This is a genomic window from Halobacillus sp. B23F22_5 (genome assembly GCF_043497085.1).
Classification (GTDB): domain Bacteria; phylum Bacillota; class Bacilli; order Bacillales; family Halobacillaceae; genus Thalassobacillus.
In genome coordinates, this window is sequence record NZ_JBIEKI010000001.1 from 232,582 (window position 1) to 251,051 (window position 18,470).

The 18,470-nt window shown below is 44.1% G+C and carries 14 protein-coding genes; 10 read left to right on the forward strand and 4 right to left on the reverse strand.

Features of this window, described 5'->3' with window-relative positions:
* Positions 1-44 precede the first annotated feature (44 nt).
* Together ACGTN9_RS01170 and ACGTN9_RS01175 are read right to left on the reverse strand one after the other, a co-directional pair.
* A complete protein-coding gene (locus ACGTN9_RS01170) occupies positions 45-1,409 on the reverse strand; it encodes an alkaline phosphatase (protein WP_499589710.1) in 1,365 nt (454 codons plus the stop codon).
* 191 nt (positions 1,410-1,600) lie between these two features.
* Positions 1,601-1,990: a DUF1259 domain-containing protein gene (locus ACGTN9_RS01175; protein ID WP_499589712.1), complete on the reverse strand. Its 390-nt coding sequence runs from the start codon at positions 1,988-1,990 to the stop codon at positions 1,601-1,603.
* Between the two features lie 140 nt (positions 1,991-2,130).
* Between ACGTN9_RS01175 and cypC the strand changes: the two genes are divergently transcribed.
* The 3 genes from cypC (at position 2,131) to ACGTN9_RS01190 (ending at position 5,871) form a co-directional block, all read left to right on the forward strand.
* Positions 2,131-3,387, forward strand: coding sequence for a CYP152 family fatty-acid peroxygenase CypC (gene cypC, locus ACGTN9_RS01180; protein WP_499589714.1), 1,257 nt, complete (start codon positions 2,131-2,133; stop codon positions 3,385-3,387).
* 306 nt (positions 3,388-3,693) lie between these two features.
* Positions 3,694-5,184, forward strand: a complete 1,491-nt coding sequence (locus tag ACGTN9_RS01185) for a Na+/H+ antiporter NhaC family protein (protein ID WP_499589716.1) — start codon at positions 3,694-3,696, stop codon at positions 5,182-5,184.
* Between the two features lie 75 nt (positions 5,185-5,259).
* Positions 5,260-5,871: a YczE/YyaS/YitT family protein gene (locus ACGTN9_RS01190; protein ID WP_499589718.1), complete on the forward strand. Its 612-nt coding sequence runs from the start codon at positions 5,260-5,262 to the stop codon at positions 5,869-5,871.
* 73 nt (positions 5,872-5,944) lie between these two features.
* Here the strand turns inward: ACGTN9_RS01190 and ACGTN9_RS01195 are convergent, their stop codons facing one another.
* Together ACGTN9_RS01195 and ACGTN9_RS01200 are read right to left on the reverse strand one after the other, a co-directional pair.
* On the reverse strand, positions 5,945-6,409 hold the full coding sequence (locus ACGTN9_RS01195) for a GNAT family N-acetyltransferase (RefSeq protein WP_499589720.1): 465 nt from the start codon (positions 6,407-6,409) through the stop codon (positions 5,945-5,947).
* 105 nt (positions 6,410-6,514) lie between these two features.
* Entirely contained in the window at positions 6,515-6,973 is a 459-nt protein-coding gene (locus tag ACGTN9_RS01200) for a DinB family protein (protein ID WP_499589722.1), read from the reverse strand.
* A 115-nt stretch (positions 6,974-7,088) separates the two neighbouring features.
* Between ACGTN9_RS01200 and ACGTN9_RS01205 the strand changes: the two genes are divergently transcribed.
* The 7 genes from ACGTN9_RS01205 (at position 7,089) to ACGTN9_RS01235 (ending at position 18,434) form a co-directional block, all read left to right on the forward strand.
* Positions 7,089-7,817 carry a 3-ketoacyl-ACP reductase gene (locus ACGTN9_RS01205; protein WP_499590491.1) on the forward strand — a complete coding sequence of 243 codons (729 nt, stop codon included), beginning with the start codon at positions 7,089-7,091 and terminating at the stop codon, positions 7,815-7,817.
* Between the two features lie 238 nt (positions 7,818-8,055).
* Positions 8,056-9,381, forward strand: a complete 1,326-nt coding sequence (locus tag ACGTN9_RS01210; protein ID WP_499589724.1) for a S8 family peptidase — start codon at positions 8,056-8,058, stop codon at positions 9,379-9,381.
* Positions 9,382-9,564: 183 nt separating this feature from the next.
* Positions 9,565-9,726 carry a hypothetical protein gene (locus ACGTN9_RS01215; protein ID WP_499589726.1) on the forward strand — a complete coding sequence of 54 codons (162 nt, stop codon included), beginning with the start codon at positions 9,565-9,567 and terminating at the stop codon, positions 9,724-9,726.
* 135 nt (positions 9,727-9,861) lie between these two features.
* Positions 9,862-10,401, forward strand: coding sequence for a macro domain-containing protein (locus ACGTN9_RS01220; RefSeq protein ID WP_499589728.1), 540 nt, complete (start codon positions 9,862-9,864; stop codon positions 10,399-10,401).
* 451 nt (positions 10,402-10,852) lie between these two features.
* Positions 10,853-15,442: a glutamate synthase large subunit gene (gltB, locus tag ACGTN9_RS01225; RefSeq protein ID WP_499589730.1), complete on the forward strand. Its 4,590-nt coding sequence runs from the start codon at positions 10,853-10,855 to the stop codon at positions 15,440-15,442.
* An 18-nt stretch (positions 15,443-15,460) separates the two neighbouring features.
* On the forward strand, positions 15,461-16,948 hold the full coding sequence (locus ACGTN9_RS01230; RefSeq protein ID WP_499589732.1) for a glutamate synthase subunit beta: 1,488 nt from the start codon (positions 15,461-15,463) through the stop codon (positions 16,946-16,948).
* 217 nt (positions 16,949-17,165) lie between these two features.
* The gene (locus tag ACGTN9_RS01235) at positions 17,166-18,434 is read left to right on the forward strand and encodes a M48 family metallopeptidase (protein WP_499589734.1); all 1,269 of its coding nucleotides are present in this window, start codon (positions 17,166-17,168) and stop codon (positions 18,432-18,434) included.
* Positions 18,435-18,470: the final 36 nt, after the last annotated feature.

Below are 18,470 nucleotides of genomic sequence, written 5' to 3' on the forward strand. Positions count from 1 at the left end.
GCTGCCCTAAAGGCAGCGGCGCATTCCTATTATTTTTTCAGTGCCTAACGATTTCCTTCCAATACTGCCATCACTTTTTGCCCAATTTCATGGTTGTCATGCAACCCTGCGAACTGGTTGGATTGTGGACCATAGCCGTACACGATGACGTCTTCACCGGTATGCCCGCCAGTTGTCCAGCCCGTGCCGGAGCGCAGGTCGAAGATTCGTTCGATCGCGTTATCAATCTCCGTTTTATCCCCGTTGGCTGCTGCATCTTTGACGGATTGAATTTCTTCCTGTGTCAGTTTTAAATCAATATAGTTGGACAGCGTTTCTTCTACATCAGCACCGTCTGCAATTTCAGCAGCCATGAAGTCCGGCGTACGCTTTGCTGCTTTGATTGGTTCCGGGTCCCATTTGTATTCTCCGTCACGGCCCATAGTCATACCGCCAGTAGAGTGGTCAGCAGTAGTAATGACAAGGGTGTGCTTGTCATTTTTGGCAAATTCGATTGCTTCCTGGTAAGCTTCTTCAAAGTCCTGCATATCACTCATCGCAGCAACGACATCATTGTCATGGCCCGCCCAGTCAATCTGGCTGCCTTCGACCATCAGGAAAAATCCATCCTGATTTTTACTCAAACGATCCAATGCAGTAGAGGTCATTTCTTTTAGAGATGGACTTTCTTCCGTGCGGTCAATCATCTTGTCCATTCCTTTTGGAGCGAATAATCCAAGCACCTGCTCATTGTCATTGTTAAGCAATTCTTCACGTGAATCCACATAGCTGTATCCATCCTGCTGGAATTCTTCGGTAAGGTCGCGGTCTTCGCGGTCAAAATAAGAAGTTCCTCCGCCGAGGATGACATCGATTTTATGTTCTCCATTCACTTTTTCATCAAAATAATCATCAGCAATATCATTGTAATTATGACGGGATTCATCATGAGCACCAAAAGATGCTGGTGTTGCATGGTTCACTTGGGAGGTAGCAACCAGCCCGGTCGATTTTCCTTTTTCCTTCGCCAATTCTAAAGCTGTTTTTACTTCATTTTTTTCCATATCGACAGCGATGGCGTTGTTGTAAGTTTTGATTCCGGCAGCCATGGAAGTGGCAGCTGCAGCAGAGTCGGTGATGCTTTCTTCTTCATCCCAGGAATACGTTTCCTGCATGCCGATCAAATCTTCATCGAAAGCGGTGTTCTCTGTGTAAGGGGTAGCAGGATCGTCCTTTAAGTATCGATAAGCCGAAGTGTAAGAGGTACCCATGCCATCCCCGATCAGGAAAATGACGTTTTTGATTTCACTATTACTAGTGTCTGACTTAGCAGCGGCTTCATTGCCGAATGAGCCTGCCGTACTGCCAAAAACAAAGGTAGACATGATTGCGACTGGTAGTAGTTTCTTAGAAAACTTTTTGTTAAACAAACCTGATTCCTCCCAATATGTTATGTTATTGATGTTACAGCCATCATATTACGGTGAAACTATTAATCTTGTATGGAGAAAATGTTAAGGGTTTGTAATTTTCAGAAGGATAGATGACATAAGAAAAACTTGGCGGATCGCCAAGTTTTAATCAACTAGCTACTAAACAATACAGTCTTGATTAGCAGTTTTTATCTTTGAAATACCCGCAATGCTTCTGCCACCTTATGGGCGAACGACAACGGCGGTTCTACCGATTGAAAATGAAGATAAAGAATTGTCGGCTCAGCGAACAGCCAATGGTTATGCAAAGCACTCACCAGGATGCCATTTTTCTGCAACACCGACATGAATGGATAAACTTCCTCTTCTAAAATAACCGTCTCCCCCATATTCAATGCCAAACCGTTTTGATCTAACGATTCGAACATCATCTCGGCATGGAGCTCTGCCTTGCTTGGCCGCCCCTGGATCCGTACGTTCAAATCACGTTCCAGCTCCACCGAACAGACGCCATGCTCGAACTTTCCTTCTCCACCCAATATTCTTCCGAACTGATGACACAGTTGCTCCATATTCATGGATGATCAGCTCCTTATTTTTCAACTTATGAACAAAATGAAAAAATATTTATGTTTTACTGAAATGGAACGGGTTTGCTGGAAGTATTCAGGGGAACATAACTACAAACGATCTATAGGAAAAGGAGCGATATCATCCGATGAATACAGTTACTCCAATCCCAAGTGAACAAACACTTGATAACAGCCTTGCTTTATTGAAAGAGGGATATCGATTCATTCCTGACAGGTGCCAAAATTATGGCTCTGATATATTTGAAACGCGTTTGTTAGGTGAAAAAGTGATGTGCATGAGCGGGGAAGAGGCAGCGGAGCTTTTTTATAATAAAGAAAAATTCACACGAAAAGGTGCTGCGCCAAAGCGAATTCAAAAAACGCTTTTTGGTGAAAATGCCATTCAGGGAATGGATGGAAAGGCTCATGAACACCGAAAGCAGTTATTTATGACGCTGATGACGGAAGAACGATTGCAGCGGCTTTCTGAACTAACAACTGAAGAATGGCGTAGAAAACTCCCGGCATGGCAAAAAGCTGAAAAGGTGGTGCTTTTTCAAGAAACAAAGGAAGTGTTGTGCCGAGCTGCGTGCCGTTGGGCCGGTGTTCCATTAGAAGAAGAGGAAGTAAAAGAGCGGGCAGACGACTTTTGGTATATGGTCGATGCATTTGGAGCGGTTGGACCGAGACATTGGCAAGGGAGAAAAGCCAGAAAGAGAGGCGAAGCGTGGATTAAAAAAGTGATCCACCAGGTGCGTGATGGCGAGTTGGAAGCAAAGGAGGATACAGCTCTTTATTCCATGGCTTTCCACCGTGATTTGGACGGAGAGCATCTAGATTCCGAGATGGCGGCGATTGAATTGATTAACGTACTCCGGCCGCTCGTTGCGATTACAAACTTCATCGCTTTCAGCGCTTTAGCGTTGCATGATCACCCGCAATATCGCAACAAGCTTCAGGAAGCGGATGATGACTTTTTTGAGATGTTTTCCCAGGAAGTCCGCCGCTATTATCCTTTTGGACCATTTGTAGGAGCGCGTGTACGCCGGGGTTTCATCTGGAATGATATCAAATTTAAAAAAGGCCGGCTTGTATTGCTGGACATCTACGGAACGAATCATGACCCACGGCTATGGAATGAACCGGACAAGTTCTACCCGGAACGGTTTGAGGACTGGAACGGCAGCCTATTCGATCTGATTCCACAAGGCGGCGGTGATTATAATACAAACCATCGCTGCCCCGGAGAATGGGCGACACTGCGAGTCATGAAGGCAAGCCTCGATTTTCTTACCAAAGATATCACGTATCAGGTGCCGGAACAGGATTTGACCTACAGTATGGTACGAATGCCTTCCGTTCCAGAGTCAGGAATGAAACTAAGTGGAATTCGAAGGAAATAATCAAAAGTAACTCAAAAAAATCGAGTGTGAAGCCAAAAAGGTTTGATACTCGATTTTCGCTTTCATAGAGTGAAAATACACAGGTGAGGAAAAAATGAGTTATTTCCCTGACTCCTTTTGCTCCTTATTTTTAATAAACAAAAGTGAGGATGGGCACATTTATAGGGACATAAAAATTACACACATTTCGAATAGATGAATGTGCCTATCATAACTGCAACTACAGCTGCCATATTTTGAAAACGTTTACAAAAATCGCAGATATGATACACTTATGCAGTGAAATAGTTACTTGGAGGGAGTCATATGAGTAAAAAACATCAAGATGAAGTCATTGATGAAGCAATTGGTGAAAAATCAATCGAAAAGCTGGAATTTAGGGGCGGTGTATTTGCTGCAACAATTCCTTTAGTATTTTTCATCATTTGGGCAATTTCATTGAGTGTGGCCAAGCTAGTAACAGAAGAAGCGCTTGTGCTTGGTATGGTGATTGGTATTGCCCTTGGATTGTTTTTCACTAAATCGAAATGGTCGAATTATGCGCAAAGCTTATTTACGGGTATGGCACAGCCAATTGGTGTTATTGCCGTAATCGCCTGGTTCTGGGCGGGAATGTTCGCGAAAATGTTATCTGCAGGTGGATTAGTGGATGGGTTGATTTGGTTCGGTTTCCAGACTGGTGTTGAAGGCGGTATGTTCGTCGGTTTGACCTTCCTGCTGTCAGCTTTGTTCGCAACAGCTGTCGGGACAGGCTATGGAACTGTAGCGACCTTCGGGATATTGATGTATCCTGCTGGTGTCATCCTTGGTGCAGATCCGGTTATTTTATTAGCTGCGATTTTAAGTGGTGCTGTATTCGGAGATAACCTGGCACCGGTTTCTGATACGACGATTGTTTCCGCTACAACACAGGAAGCAGATGTACCTGGTGTTGTACGCTCACGATTCAAATATTCTGTAACTGCAGCCATTCCAGCATTGATTTTATTTATTATTTTTGGCGGCGGTGGTTCCGGTGGAAATGAAACTGCATTAAGTAATTTACAAAGTCAGGTTGGACCAAACGGGTTATGGATGTTGATTCCATTCATCCTCGTGTTATACCTCGCCTTATCAGGGCACCATCTTCTGACCTCCTTGACATGGGGAATCGTCGCATCGGTCGTATTTATTTTCCTGACAGGAACCAGTTTGACAAAAGTTCTTCATGTGTATCGGAACGATTCAGGAGAAGCAGTTATTGAAGGGGCATTGATGAGCGGAATCGGCGGTTATTTCAATATGGCCATCTTAATCTTATTTATTCTCGCTGCCGCTCATTTGATGGAAGTAGCCGGGACAATGGAAACAATTAAAAATTTCTTCCTCAATATCATTAAAAATGTTGTGCGTCGCGCAGAACTTTCTATTTTTGCCATTGTAGCTTTCTTGAATGTGTTCATTACCATCAATACTGCTGCAGAAATCGCTGCCGCACCTTTTGTCAGAAAAATCGGGAAAGAAATGAATATTCATTCTTATCGGAGAGCGAATTTCTTAGATACCGTGTCTTCATCTCTAGGGTATATATTCCCTTGGAGTGGAGGTGTCCTGCTTGCCTGGGCAACAATCAAAGGTGCTGCTGAAGAATACGATTTTCTTCCGGTAGTAAGCCCGACCGAAGTATTTCCATTCGTCTTTCAAGGATGGGGGTTATTGATTGTCATGTTGATCGCTGCCTTGACTGGCTGGGGACTTCGTTACAGTGGTAAGAATGGAGAAGAAATCAAACCTAAAGATTATCAAGGTCATAAATAACCAAATATAGGCAGTCACTGCATTTCATGGTAAGCTAACTGATAGCATAAGAAAAACAAAGTAGAAGGTGACACCATGAAAAACGGTCTATTAACCGCTGTCTTTTATACAATCGGGTTGATTTTCCTATCATTTGGAATCAGTATGATGATTTTAGCAAACCTCGGTGCCGGTCCCTGGGATGCATTATTTGTTGCGCTTTCTGACCACCTCGGACTTACCGTGGGAAGCTGGATGTTCATTGCAGGAATCATTCTGATACTCATCAATGGTTACTTATTAAAAAAGAAACCCGACTTTTCAGCCATTATCACTATTTTCACAATCGGATTATGCATCGATTTCTGGCTGCTGATCGTATTTCCGGGTTTTGCAGCAGAGTTCCTGGCTGTCAGGTTCGCTATGCTGCTTGGGGGAATCATAATTATTGCAATTGGTGTTTCGATGTATTTGCAAGCCAATTATGCACGAAATCCGATCGATAACTTGATGATGGCGATTCACTTCCGTACTGGAAAAAGCTTATCTTTTTCAAAGACGGTTACCGAAGTTTCAGTCATGATAGTGGCATTCATTATCGGAGGACCAATCGGGGTTGGTACTGTGCTTGTGGCATTTGGCATCGGTCCGCTGATCCAGTTCTTTTATGTGCCTGTTACGAAAATCAGAACTAATTTAGCACAATAAAAAAGCAGTCATTGGTCATGAGCCAATGACTGCTTTTTTTGTTCCAAAATGTTCCACGTGAAACATTAGTGTGCTATAAAACTTTCTCCATTACGATAGCACCAGTGTTATACCCCATTTTTTGATAGAGATGGTAGGCTTTTTTGTTATCCCCAAATACATTCAAGCCGATAGTGGCGATACCTTGTGCTTTTAAAACCTTTTCCAGGTGGGACAATGTGTGGCTTGCGTATCCTTTTCCGCGAAAAGGTTCGTCAATCAAAATATGATAGATATAGGCGGAGTTTTCTTCCTTTTTTATGTTGTACCACAATTTGCCGACGTGCTGCTTTGTGGAGAGGTCATGAATGTGGAGGATATAGTGATCCTCCGTATTCCTTCCATCGGGAAGCAGCTGAGCAAATTGTTCGTAGGCATCTTCGAGAATTTTTTCAGCAGGTTTGTTGAAGTTGCGCCCGATTTCGTCCGCATAATCAGGGATAAGAAAATTGATGTATGCTTGATAGGATTTGTCGTTCATTGGTTTGAATTCGATCAAGGGTATTCCTCCTGACATTATGGTTACTTCAATCTATATTCGCCAGGGGCAACCGATATCCTTCATAAATAAGGTGATCCTTTTAAAAGGATCACCGATTATCTATCACCCTTGTTTTACAAACATCGGAAGCTCCGTATGTCCCATTTCCCGTACATACACGAACAGGTTGCCTTTATGATGGATTTCGTGATCCATTGCCAGGTTCAACACTTGCTCTGCCGGAAGCTTTGCTCCTAACATTTCCGTCAAATCAATGGTATTAGCAAAATCCTCATCAGCCATAGATTCGATCAGTTTTTTCGTCTCAATGGTATAAGTCTCTGCCAGTTCCGTAAGCGAAACTCCTTCTTCCTCTTCAAAAAGTTGTTTCGGCTCTTGCTTGGCTGCAGCAGCAGTGAACTGGTAAAAACTTTTCAGCATGTGGTTTACCAGTTTGAGGGCAGGCATGGAGGTCGGAGTAGGCTGATAGTTTACATGTTCTGTTCCGATTTTTCCTATCAATTCATTCGTAACGGTACGATGTGATAAAAAGTATTGGATGAAATCGTTGCTTTTGCTCAATTCATCATTCCTCCTTTTAACTATTTCACTCTTAACTTTAATAGAAGCAAGGCATCAAAATAAACAGATATGCTTTTTTTTGATACCCTTGAAACAGTATGAAATAGAAAGGAGAATGAATTTGGCACAGTCACTGACAGGAAAAGTCGCCCTGGTAACGGGGGCAGGAAGAGGTATCGGCAGGGAGACAGCACTCGCCCTGGCGAAAGAGGGAGTAAATGTCGGTTTAATCGCGCGAACAGAGGCGTCATTAAAAGAAGTGGCAGCCGAAGCAGAAACGCTGGGGGTACAAGCAGCCTATGCGGCAGTAGATGTATCTTCACCAGAACAGGTAGAAAAAGCGGTGGCAAATCTGACAGATAAGCTGGGAACCTTTGATATTCTGATCAATAATGCGGGCATTATGAAAAAAGGTTCTTTCCTGGAAATGGATCCGGAGGATTGGAAACAAACCATTGATGTCAATCTCATGGGTGTTTACCATGTCACTCGAAATGTTCTGCCGCAGTTGATCGAAAAACAAGGCGGAGATATCATCAATATCTCATCCATGTCCGGATTGAAGGGGACAGCAGGATCAACGGCCTACAGTGCTTCTAAATTCGGCTTATTGGGAATGAGTGAAGCCTTGATGCAGGAGGTTCGTCCACACAATATCCGTGTGTTTGCCATGACTCCAAGTATGGTTGCTACGGAGCTTACTGGTAAAGGAGACATTACAGAAGAGGAAAAGCAAAAATTCATGCAGCCGGAAGACATTGCTGAATATATGATTGCCCAATTGAAACTCCACCCGCGAATCTTCATCAAAACATCCGCACAGTGGGCGACCAATCCATTCTAAAAGCTTCCCCCTGAGATAACCCATCTCAGGGGGTTTTTAATGCTAAATTTCATTTCTCTATTGTGAACCAAGAAATGCGTGTTGACGGGAAGGAAATCACCCAAATTCCCTTGCACTTTACCCACTATTACAGATTACAGGTGAATAGCCAATTTACTAGAATAATGGACAAACACCTTTCCTTTCCTTTTTTTCATTCATAGATTATAGGAACACCAAAGAAAGGAAGGGAAAAAGAATGTTTGGTTATTCGATGGTTCAAATGGTAAGAGCTTACGCCGATAAGTTAGAAAAGCCGTTGCGAGATGAAATATTAAATGGCTATCGTCCATTCAAATGGACGCCATGCTTTCTACATCGTGTATTTGAAGGGTATGTGAAGAAAAGAAAAAAGCTTTCCTTGATTGTCGAGTTTGAAGAAGGCTACTATGAAGCAGACTGTATCAAGCTTCATGAAGTACTGGAACGTCATCATGCGTGCAAATTCAACCATGATTTTTCTCGGATATCCTGCTGCAGTGCACAAGTGACGCCTGCCGGGCTGGAGGACATCCTGGCAAACTGTAATCATATTAAAAAAGTATATGTGAATAAAGAAGTTCATGCCTTACTGGATGTAGCTGTTGAAGCAGCCCATGCAAAAAATATCGTACGTAATAATAAGCGGTTGACAGGTAAGGACGTCACGATAGCGATTATTGATACAGGCATCCATCCACACCAGGATTTAGAGGGAAGAATCGTAGACTTTGTAGACTTTATTAATAAACGTACTGCTCCTTATGATGATAATGGACATGGAACGCATTGTGCCGGAGACGCTGCAGGGGATGGTTCAGCCTCTGATGGTAAATACCAGGGTCCTGCTCCAGAAGCAAATCTTGTTGGTGTCAAAGTACTGGACAAAATCGGATCAGGATCCCTTGAAACGGTCATGCAAGGGGTAGAATGGTGTATTCAATATAATGAAGAACATCCGGAGAATCGGATTGATATCATCAGCATGTCGCTTGGAAGTACAGCTCAGGCTTTTCCATCCGAAAATCAAGATCCGATGGTTAAAATTGTGGAAGAAGCATGGAAAAAAGGGATTATCGTTTGCGTAGCGGCAGGAAATGAAGGGCCGGAAGCAAAAACAATCGCAAGCCCTGGTTTGAGTGATCAGGTAATCACTGTCGGGGCATTAGACGATAAGAACTCCATGGATACAAGGGAAGATGATGATGTGGCATCATTCTCAAGCAGAGGACCTACCATCTATGATGTTACCAAGCCGGATATCCTTGCCCCCGGTGTAAATATCATTTCATTGAGATCCCCAGGGTCCTATCTGGATAAAGCCCAAAAAACCGCCCGTGTCGACAACGATTACTTTGTACTTTCTGGTACTTCCATGGCAACTCCCCTTTGTGCAGGTGTTGTGGCATTGATGAAACAGCATAACCCTGAAGCTACACCATATGAGATAAAAAAACGATTGAAAGAGAGCGCTGATATTTGGCGTAATAAGGATCCGAACGTCTATGGGGCGGGTTATATCAATGGTGATAATGCCATAAATTAACGGTTGCATTCCCTATGAAAAGGGAGTGCAATTTTTTTAAAAATTCCAAGCTATTCACAATATAGCCAAGAATACGATAGTATTTTTAAGAATTTCATGATATGTATTTACTTTATAAGAATATTTGATATTATATAGGTGGAAATAATAATATATAAAGAAATATGAAAGGGGATAGTGGGTATGGTAACCTCTCTATCAATTTTGTCTCTAACTGTTTTTGGATTTTTCTCTGTTTTAGCAGCGTTTGATTCGCTTGCTACGCGTATCAAGAAACGCAAACGCATCACCCCACAACCGGAACCTATCCAACAGCAGCCAGTACTGGAGTTCGGACAACAGTAAGCTGCTCATTATATAGATTCTTTTAAGAGCAGTATCTTCCATTAATAAGGGAGATACTGCTTTTTTCATGAAGTTAAAATGTTAGTGGAAAGAGGTATGGATATATAAAACGTTCTATAAAAGAGGTGACTTATATTGAAACGAACGATTGAGGGTGTAGTAGTGGAGGCGATACAAGGCGACATTGCAAATCAAACAGACATGGATGCGGTAGTAAATGCGGCGAATGCTGAACTTCGTACAGGAGGAGGAGTTGCCGGTGCCCTGCATAAAGTGGGGGGTCCTGAACTTGCCGAAGCTGGAAAGCAGTTCGCTCCCATCAGTCCCGGGCAAGCTGTTATCACCCCTGCTTTCAAACTGCCGAACGATTATGTCATTCATTGTCTCGGTCCTGTTTATGGGGTGGATAAGCCAGAAGGTGAGCTGTTGCAAAGCTGTTATGTTGAGGCATTGAAGCAAGCGGACGAAAAAGAGGTGGGAAGTATTGCATTTCCCTCTATATCAACGGGGGCTTTTGGTTATCCGCTTAAAGAAGCAATTCCTATAGTTTTAAACACAGTTTTTAATGAGATAACAGTGCTGAAACATGTCAAACATATCCGATTTGTTTTGCTCAGTGAAAAGGATTTAAAAGCGTATGAATCGTATTGGAATAAAGCGTTAAAAGAAAAGTGACCAGTGAAAGAGCCATGGAGAAGTTTTCCATGGCTCTTTCACTGGTTTTGCAAAAGTTTTGAGTAAGAATGTAAGCTTCTTTTTACGGTTTATATCCAATTTTGCTAAGGTCTGGTTATTTTCAGCCACCAGCAATTTGCATAAATAAAACATAAATATAATCTTTATACATTACAAAAATTAGAACCTAACACGACTTACTCAAATAAAAAGTTCAAAAAAAGTTCAAAATTTCTGCGAACCCCTGTCATATAAGGGTTTAAAGCAAATAAGAAACGCATGAAAGCGTTGTCTTTTTTGTAACATTACATAGGTCTAAAGTTGCAGTTATTGTATAGGACTGTAATCGACTGACAATTTCATGGTATACTATTTTTCATACTCGAAAAGACTGAATTTTTTCACTTTCCCTACAATAGTACAATTTTTTATAAATAGAGGAGGAATGATCATGGAAAAACATGGATATCCAATTCCGCAAGGTCTCTATAATCCTGCCAACGAGCATGAAGCTTGTGGAATCGGTATGATTGCCAATATCAACGGAAGAAAATCCCATGATATCGTTCAGAACGCAGTTACTATTCTGTGTAACCTTGAACACCGCGGCGGCCAGTCAGCCGACGTCAATTCGGGAGACGGGGCCGGTATACTTACACAGATACCCCATCGTTTCTTTTTAAAACAATGTGAGAAAGAAAATATCGAACTGCCAGGAGAAGGCGAATATGGGGTCGGAATGATATTTCTCCCGCAAGATGGCTATAAACGTCATCAATGTATTGAAATTTTGGAAGATATCATTCGTGATGAAGGCCAGGAGCTGCTGGGCTGGCGGACAGTTCCAGTCAACGATTCGTTTGTCGGTGACAGTGCTAAAAAGACGAAGCCATTTATAAGACAAGTTTTTATCGCACCTTCAGAAGATTTCAAAGATCGAATGGCATTCGAACGACGTTTGTACATCATTCGCAAACGTGCAGCACTGAAAATTGCTGAAATGGATGGCTGCGATGATTTTTATATCAGCAGTTTGTCGACCAGCACAATTGTTTACAAAGGGATGCTCATCCCTGAACAGTTAGATTCTTTCTATATTGACTTGAACCACCCTGATTTTATATCCGCATTGGCATTAGTACACTCCCGCTTCAGTACCAACACTTTCCCAAGTTGGAAGAGATCCCATCCGAATCGCTACACCATCCACAACGGTGAATTCAATACAATAAGAGGAAACGTCAATTGGATGCGGGCACGTCAATCGCTATGCCAATCTGAATATTTCAGTGAAGAAGACTTAGAAAAAGTATTGCCGGTCATTGATGACAATGGCAGTGACTCTTCCATGTTTGATAATGCATTTGAATTCTTGCATTTATCCGGCCGTTCACTTGCCCATACAGCAATGATGATGATTCCTGAACCGTGGCCGAATAATACTACCATCGAGAAGGAAAAACGTGATTTCTATGAGTATCACAGCACATTGATGGAACCTTGGGATGGACCAGCTGCATTGGTGTTCACCAATGGAACACAGATCGGTGCTTGTCTCGACCGGAATGGACTGCGGCCGGCAAGGTATTATGTAACGAAAAATGGCATGATTGTCCTAGGTTCTGAAGTAGGAGCCCTGGATATCTTTGCTGATGAAATCGAATATAAAGATCGTCTCCATCCTAGTAAGATGCTGCTTGTCGATTTGGAAAAAGGAAAAATCATTCCTGATGAAGAAATTAAAACTGAAATCGCTAAAGAGCAGCCTTACGATAAATGGATTGCTGATCATATGCACGATTTAGACGACCTCCCGGAACCTGTGGAAGAAGCTCCTTTGACGAAGGAAGATCAGCTTCTCGACCATCAGCTTGCTTTCGGTTATACAACAGAAGAGTTGAACAAAATTTTGAAGCCGATGGTTTCCGGCGGAAAAGACCCGGTAGGTTCCATGGGGTATGATTCTCCTTTAGCTGTGTTATCCAAAAAGCCGCAGCTGCTATATAACTATTTCAAACAGCTTTTTGCTCAGGTCACGAACCCTGCTATTGACGCGATTCGTGAAGAAATCGTTACAGCAGTAGGAACGACAATTGGAGCAGAAGGAAATCTGGTTGAGCCGAAGCCAGACAGCTGTAAGCATCTCCGTCTTGATACGTTTGCTTTGACCAATCGTCAACTGGAGAAGCTTCGCCAACAGCATGTGGATGGATTCAAAGCTGCTACGCTGCCGATATTATTTGATGCAAAGGGCGAAGGAGCAATGGATGCCGCTCTGGAAGATCTGTTTGAAAAAGCTGACCGTGAAGTAGAAAACGGAACCACTCTGATCATTCTATCTGACCGCGGTGTTAATAGTGACCAGGCGGCAATACCAGCCCTGCTTGCTGTATCCGGTTTGCACCATCATTTGATCCGTCAGGGAACGCGTACTAAAGTCAGTCTCCTGGTAGAGTCTGCCGAGCCGAGAGAAGTTCATCATTTTGCTACCTTACTTGGTTATGGGGCAGAAGGAATTAACGCTTACCTTGCTTTTGACTCACTGAATGACTTGATTGAACGAGGCGACTTGACCGGAGTGACGTTTGAGGAAGCGGTAGACAAATATGTCCAATCCGTGACGGATGGGGTTGTCAAAGTGCTTTCTAAAATGGGGATTTCTACAATTCAAAGTTACCGCGGTGCACAAATATTTGAAGCCGTAGGTATCAGCAGTGAAGTCGTAGAGAAGTATTTCACGCGTACAGCTACCCGTCTTGGTGGTATCGGTCTGGATATCATTGAAAAAGAAGTATTGATGCGCCATGAAAGTGCTTATGGGGAGAATCGTAATGTTTCCAAAAATCTGGAAGCAGGGGACGAGTTCCAATACCGTGAAAACGGCGAGGATCACCAATATAACCCACATACGATCCACCTGCTGCAGCATGCATGCCGAAGTAACAATTACGAATTATTCAAGGAATATTCGCAGTTGTTGACGGATGAGCGTAACAATTTGCAATCACTTCGTGGGTTACTGACCTTCAAAAAACGACGTTCGATTCCTATCGAAGAAGTAGAGTCCGTCGATGATATTACTAAGCGATTCAAAACAGGGGCGATGTCCTTTGGTGCCATCAGTAAAGAGGCACACGAAGCACTAGCTATCGCCATGAACAAAATCGGTGGAAAGAGTAACTCTGGGGAAGGCGGGGAAGACCCTGACCGTTTCACGCCTGATGAAAATGGAGATTTGCGCCGCAGTGCCATCAAGCAGATTGCCTCTGGCCGCTTTGGTGTCAACAGCCATTACCTTGTCAATGCCGATGAACTGCAAATCAAAGTAGCTCAAGGCGCCAAGCCTGGGGAAGGCGGTCACCTGCCTGGCAAAAAAGTATACCCTTGGATTGCGGAAGTACGTGGATCAACCACAGGGGTTGAATTGATTTCACCACCGCCGCACCATGACATTTATTCCATCGAGGATTTGGCTGAATTAATTCATAACTTGAAAAATGCCAATCCTAGAGCCCGTATCAGCGTCAAACTCGTTTCCGCTGATGGAGTAGGAACAATTGCTGCCGGGGTTGCAAAAGGAAGAGCCGATCATATCTTAATCAGTGGTTATGACGGCGGTACCGGTGCTGCACCTCGAACAAGTATTAAGCACGCTGGTATGCCTTGGGAAATCGGTCTTGCTGAAACCCATCAGACGCTCGTTTTGAATAACCTGCGTGACCGGATTGCGGTGGAAGCAGATGGAAAAATGATGACCGGGCGTGACATTGTTTACGCTACTTTGTTAGGAGCGGAAGAGTATGGATTTTCCACAGCACCGCTCGTTGTATTGGGCTGTATCATGATGCGTGTCTGTCACTTAGATACATGCCCAGTCGGTGTCGCGACACAAAATCCGGAACTGCGTAAAAAGTTCACTGGAAACGCCGATCACGTGGCAAACTTCATGCGTTTCATTGCACAAGAAGCGCGTGAGTTGATGGCGGAGCTTGGATTCCGCACCATTAATGAAATGGTCGGCCGTTCCGATGTATTAGAACCAAAAGAGGATATTGATCACTGGAAAGCGAAAAGCGTCGACTTTACGTCGCTTCTCTATCAGCCAGCCGTACCAGTAGGCGGAGGAACCTATCAAACTATCAAACAGGACCATGAGCTGCCGGAAAAATTAGACATGCAGGAATTGATCCCACTTTGCAAAAAGGCAATCGAGAATAAAGAACCGGTGGAGATCAATCACTCGATCCGAAATATCAACCGGGTAACCGGTACGATGCTCGGAAGTGAAATTACTCGCCGTTACGGAGCAGAAGGCTTGCCTGAAGATACGATCCGCTTGAACTTCAAGGGGTCCGCAGGTCAAAGCTTTGGTGCCTTTGTTCCAAAGGGCGTGACGATGACTATGATCGGCGATACCAATGACTATATCGGTAAAGGATTATCAGGTGGTAAGATCATCGTTTACCCATCAGCAGAGTCTACATTCGCACCAGAGGAAAACACCATCGTTGGTAACGTTTCTTTCTATGGAGCGACAGCCGGGGAAGCTTATATCAACGGGCTTGCCGGTGAACGTTTCTGCGTACGTAATAGTGGAGCCAATGTCGTCGTCGAAGGTATTGGGGACCATGGCTGTGAATATATGACTGGCGGAAAAGTCGTCGTTTTAGGCGGTACAGGCAGAAACTTTGCTGCTGGTATGTCCGGTGGTGTCGCTTATATCCTGGAAGAGGAAGAAGGACTTTTCGATAGTAAATGTAATAAGGAGCTTGTACAGTTGCAGCGATTGACCGACCAACAGGAAATCACAGAGCTGTATAAGATGATTGCGAAGCACGTGGAATACACCAACAGTCCTAAAGGACATCGTATTTTGAATGATTGGGATAAATACGTCTCCAAATTCGTACGTGTCATCCCAACCGCTTACCTTGAGATGGAAGAGCGGATTGCCAGCTTGTTAGATACAGGTATGAGTAAGTTTGATGCTGAAATGACAGCATTTGAAGAAAGTAAACGAAGCAAAGAGCTTGTAAAATAATAAGAGGAGGGGGATACGATGGGAAAAGCAACAGGATTTATGGAATACGAACGCCAATCACAACGTGAACGTGACCCTTCTGAACGCACGAAAGATTGGTCGGATTATACAGCTCCGATGAAAGAAGAAGAGGTCCAAATTCAAGGGGCGCGCTGCATGGACTGCGGCGTTCCTACTTGTCATACAGGTACAGAGATTAAAGGGCAGACAACAGGGTGTCCGGTCAATCACCTGATTCCGGAATGGAATGACCTGGTTTACCGTGGCCAATGGCAGGAAGCCCTGAAAAAGGAGCATGAGCGCAACAACTTCCCTGAGTTTACCGGCATTGCCTGCCCGGCACCTTGTGAAGGAGCCTGCGTCCTTGGCATCAATGAACCGCCCGTGGCTATCCGTAGCGTGGAGCGCGCCATCATTGAAAAAGGTTTTGAAGAAGGTTGGGTAAAACCGGAACCGCCAGCTCAGCGTACAGGTAAGAAGGTGGCCGTAGTAGGCTCTGGTCCTGCTGGTCTTGCTTCTGCTGCCCAGTTGAACAAAGCTGGCCACTGGGTGACTGTATTTGAACGCAGCGACCGTGTCGGCGGCCTTTTGACATACGGTATTCCTGAAATGAAACTTTCCTATGAAATTGTCGAGCGCCGTGTAAACATTTTGAAAGCAGAAGGAATAGAATTTGTCACAAACACTGAGGTTGGTAAGGATTATCCGGAAGACAAACTGCGTGCGGATTTTGACTCTGTCATCCTCTGTGGCGGTTCAACTGTCCACCGCAATATCCCTGCCGATGGGAGAGAACTGAAGGGAATCCATTACGCCATGGACTTCCTGCACGCCAACACCAAGAGCCTGTTAGACTCCAACCATGAAGACGGCAACTATATTTCCGCCAAAGATAAGGATGTTATTGTCATCGGCGGAGGCGATACAGGTACAGACTGTCTTGCTACTTCTGTGCGACATAACTGTAAAAGTCTTACCCAATTCGATATTTATGATAAAAAGCTTTCTGCACGTGATACCGAAGATAATCCATGGCCACAGTGGCCAGTTGTTCACCGCGTAGAGTATGGTCATAAAGAAGCTGCATCAGTCCTGGGGGATGACCCGCGTGCTTATGCAGTTATGACTAAAAAGTTCGTCGGTGATGAAAACGGTCATGTCAAAGAAGTCCATACCATCAACGTCAAGTTGACGAAGGATGAGAATGGCAAGCGAATCCGTGAAGAAATTCCAGGCACCGAAAAAGTATGGCCGGCGGACCTTGTGTTACTGGCTATCGGGTTCCAAGGTCCAGAACAAGACCTGATCAACCAGCTTGGAATAGAAACTACAGAACGCTCTACGATTAAAGCAGAATATGGTGATTACCGCACAAATGTCGAAGGCGTATTTGCTGCCGGAGACATGCGCCGTGGCCAAAGCCTGATCGTCTGGGCTATCAACGAAGGACGGGAAGCAGCACGCGAATGCGACCGCTACCTTATGGGCTCAACAGTATTGCCATAACGTTTCCAATGAAAGTGTAAATCTCACACATAAAATCGTCCAGGATTCCACTGGGCGATTTTTTAGTACCCTATGGAAAGGGCTTCTTACCAGAGTTAAAACCTTATGGAGTGTTCCTTGAGGGATGACCGGCCATCCGTGATAAAATGCTAGATAACGATATAATTTAATTTTTTGAACATAAGCTAGGAGTAGTACAAGTAGTGGAGGTGGGCGCGTGAAAAAGCGGTTTGCAGTTTGGACTGCTGGCATCTATATCGTCTATGCCCTAATCATGGGGCTTTACTTATTCTGGTGGGCAGATAACGGGGTCCCTGCTTCCTACCAGGGAACTGCGGCAGACCCCGCAACGTTTATGACAGATCGTGAGCTGCAGCTAAGCCAGGAATATTCCCGCTATCAATCCATGATGTTCTTCCTGGGTTTACCGCTGGAGTGGATCATTTACCTTGGCGTGCTGGTACTTGGCATCTCAAAAGTGTTTAAGAATTTCGGAGAGCGTGTCTCCCGGTTTTCATGGATCAACATCCCGATCTACGTCCTGCTTTTATCTGTTTTGACCTGGATAGTGACCTTCCCGTTCGATTTTATAAGGCGTTCCTTGTCGATCAACTATGGGATAGGGACACAAAGCTTTTCTGGCTGGATGCGTGATCAAATGATCAGCTTTTGGATCAGCACCCTGATTATGGCCGTTCTCATCACTGTTCTCTATGTATTGATCCGTCGTTTTGAAAAACGATGGTGGCTGTATGCCTGGATGCTGCTCGTTCCATTTTTAATATTCATGATGTATATCCAGCCTGTCGTCATCGATCCGCTTTATAATGATTTTTCCAGACTCAGCAACCCGCAGCTGGAAGAAAAGATACTCTCTCTTGCTGAGCAGGCTGACATTCCTGCTGATCGCGTCTATGAAGTAGACATGTCAGAAAAAACAAATGCGATGAACGCTTATGTTAATGGTATCGGATCGAATCTCCGCATCGTTTTATGGGATACCACCCTGAATAAGCTGAATGAAAATGAAGTGTTGTTCATCATGGCTCATGAGATCGGTCATTACGTGAAGAACCATTTATTCTGGATGCTGGCTGGCTCCATCGCCGTCACCTTTGTCGGTATGTACTTAGGTTATCGACTCTTCCATGCAGCACTAAGGAAATGGGGGGACGCCTGGGGTGTCAAGCGTGTAACAGATATAGCATCTCTGCCGGCACTGCTGTTAATTTTCAGCTTGTTTTCGTTCATCGTAAGCCCGATCGAACTCACTATTTCCCGTGGAGCGGAAAAATCAGCAGATGAATATGCCATTGAAATGACCGGAGACCCAGAAGCTGCGGTCGGTTCCTTCCAGCAATTAACCGTTACAGCTCTCAGTGATGTCCATCCCCCTGTCCTGGTGAAGTATTTACGGTATGGGCACCCTACCATGATGGAACGAATTTCTATGCTGGAAAGTTATCAGGATACTCCAGACGAATAAAAAGGAGCCAGGTCATTGCTTGCCTGGCTCCTTTAC

Coding starts and splice junctions, on each gene's coding strand:
- ACGTN9_RS01175 (WP_499589712.1), bottom strand. CDS start 1,990: ATGAATATGGAGCAACTGTGTCATCAGTTCGGAAGAATATTGGGTGGA.
- cypC (WP_499589714.1), top strand. CDS start 2,131: ATGAATACAGTTACTCCAATCCCAAGTGAACAAACACTTGATAACAGC.
- ACGTN9_RS01185 (WP_499589716.1), top strand. CDS start 3,694: ATGAGTAAAAAACATCAAGATGAAGTCATTGATGAAGCAATTGGTGAA.
- ACGTN9_RS01190 (WP_499589718.1), top strand. CDS start 5,260: ATGAAAAACGGTCTATTAACCGCTGTCTTTTATACAATCGGGTTGATT.
- ACGTN9_RS01205 (WP_499590491.1), top strand. CDS start 7,089: ATGAATTTGGCACAGTCACTGACAGGAAAAGTCGCCCTGGTAACGGGG.
- ACGTN9_RS01210 (WP_499589724.1), top strand. CDS start 8,056: ATGTTTGGTTATTCGATGGTTCAAATGGTAAGAGCTTACGCCGATAAG.
- ACGTN9_RS01215 (WP_499589726.1), top strand. CDS start 9,565: ATGGTAACCTCTCTATCAATTTTGTCTCTAACTGTTTTTGGATTTTTC.
- gltB (WP_499589730.1), top strand. CDS start 10,853: ATGGAAAAACATGGATATCCAATTCCGCAAGGTCTCTATAATCCTGCC.
- ACGTN9_RS01230 (WP_499589732.1), top strand. CDS start 15,461: ATGGGAAAAGCAACAGGATTTATGGAATACGAACGCCAATCACAACGT.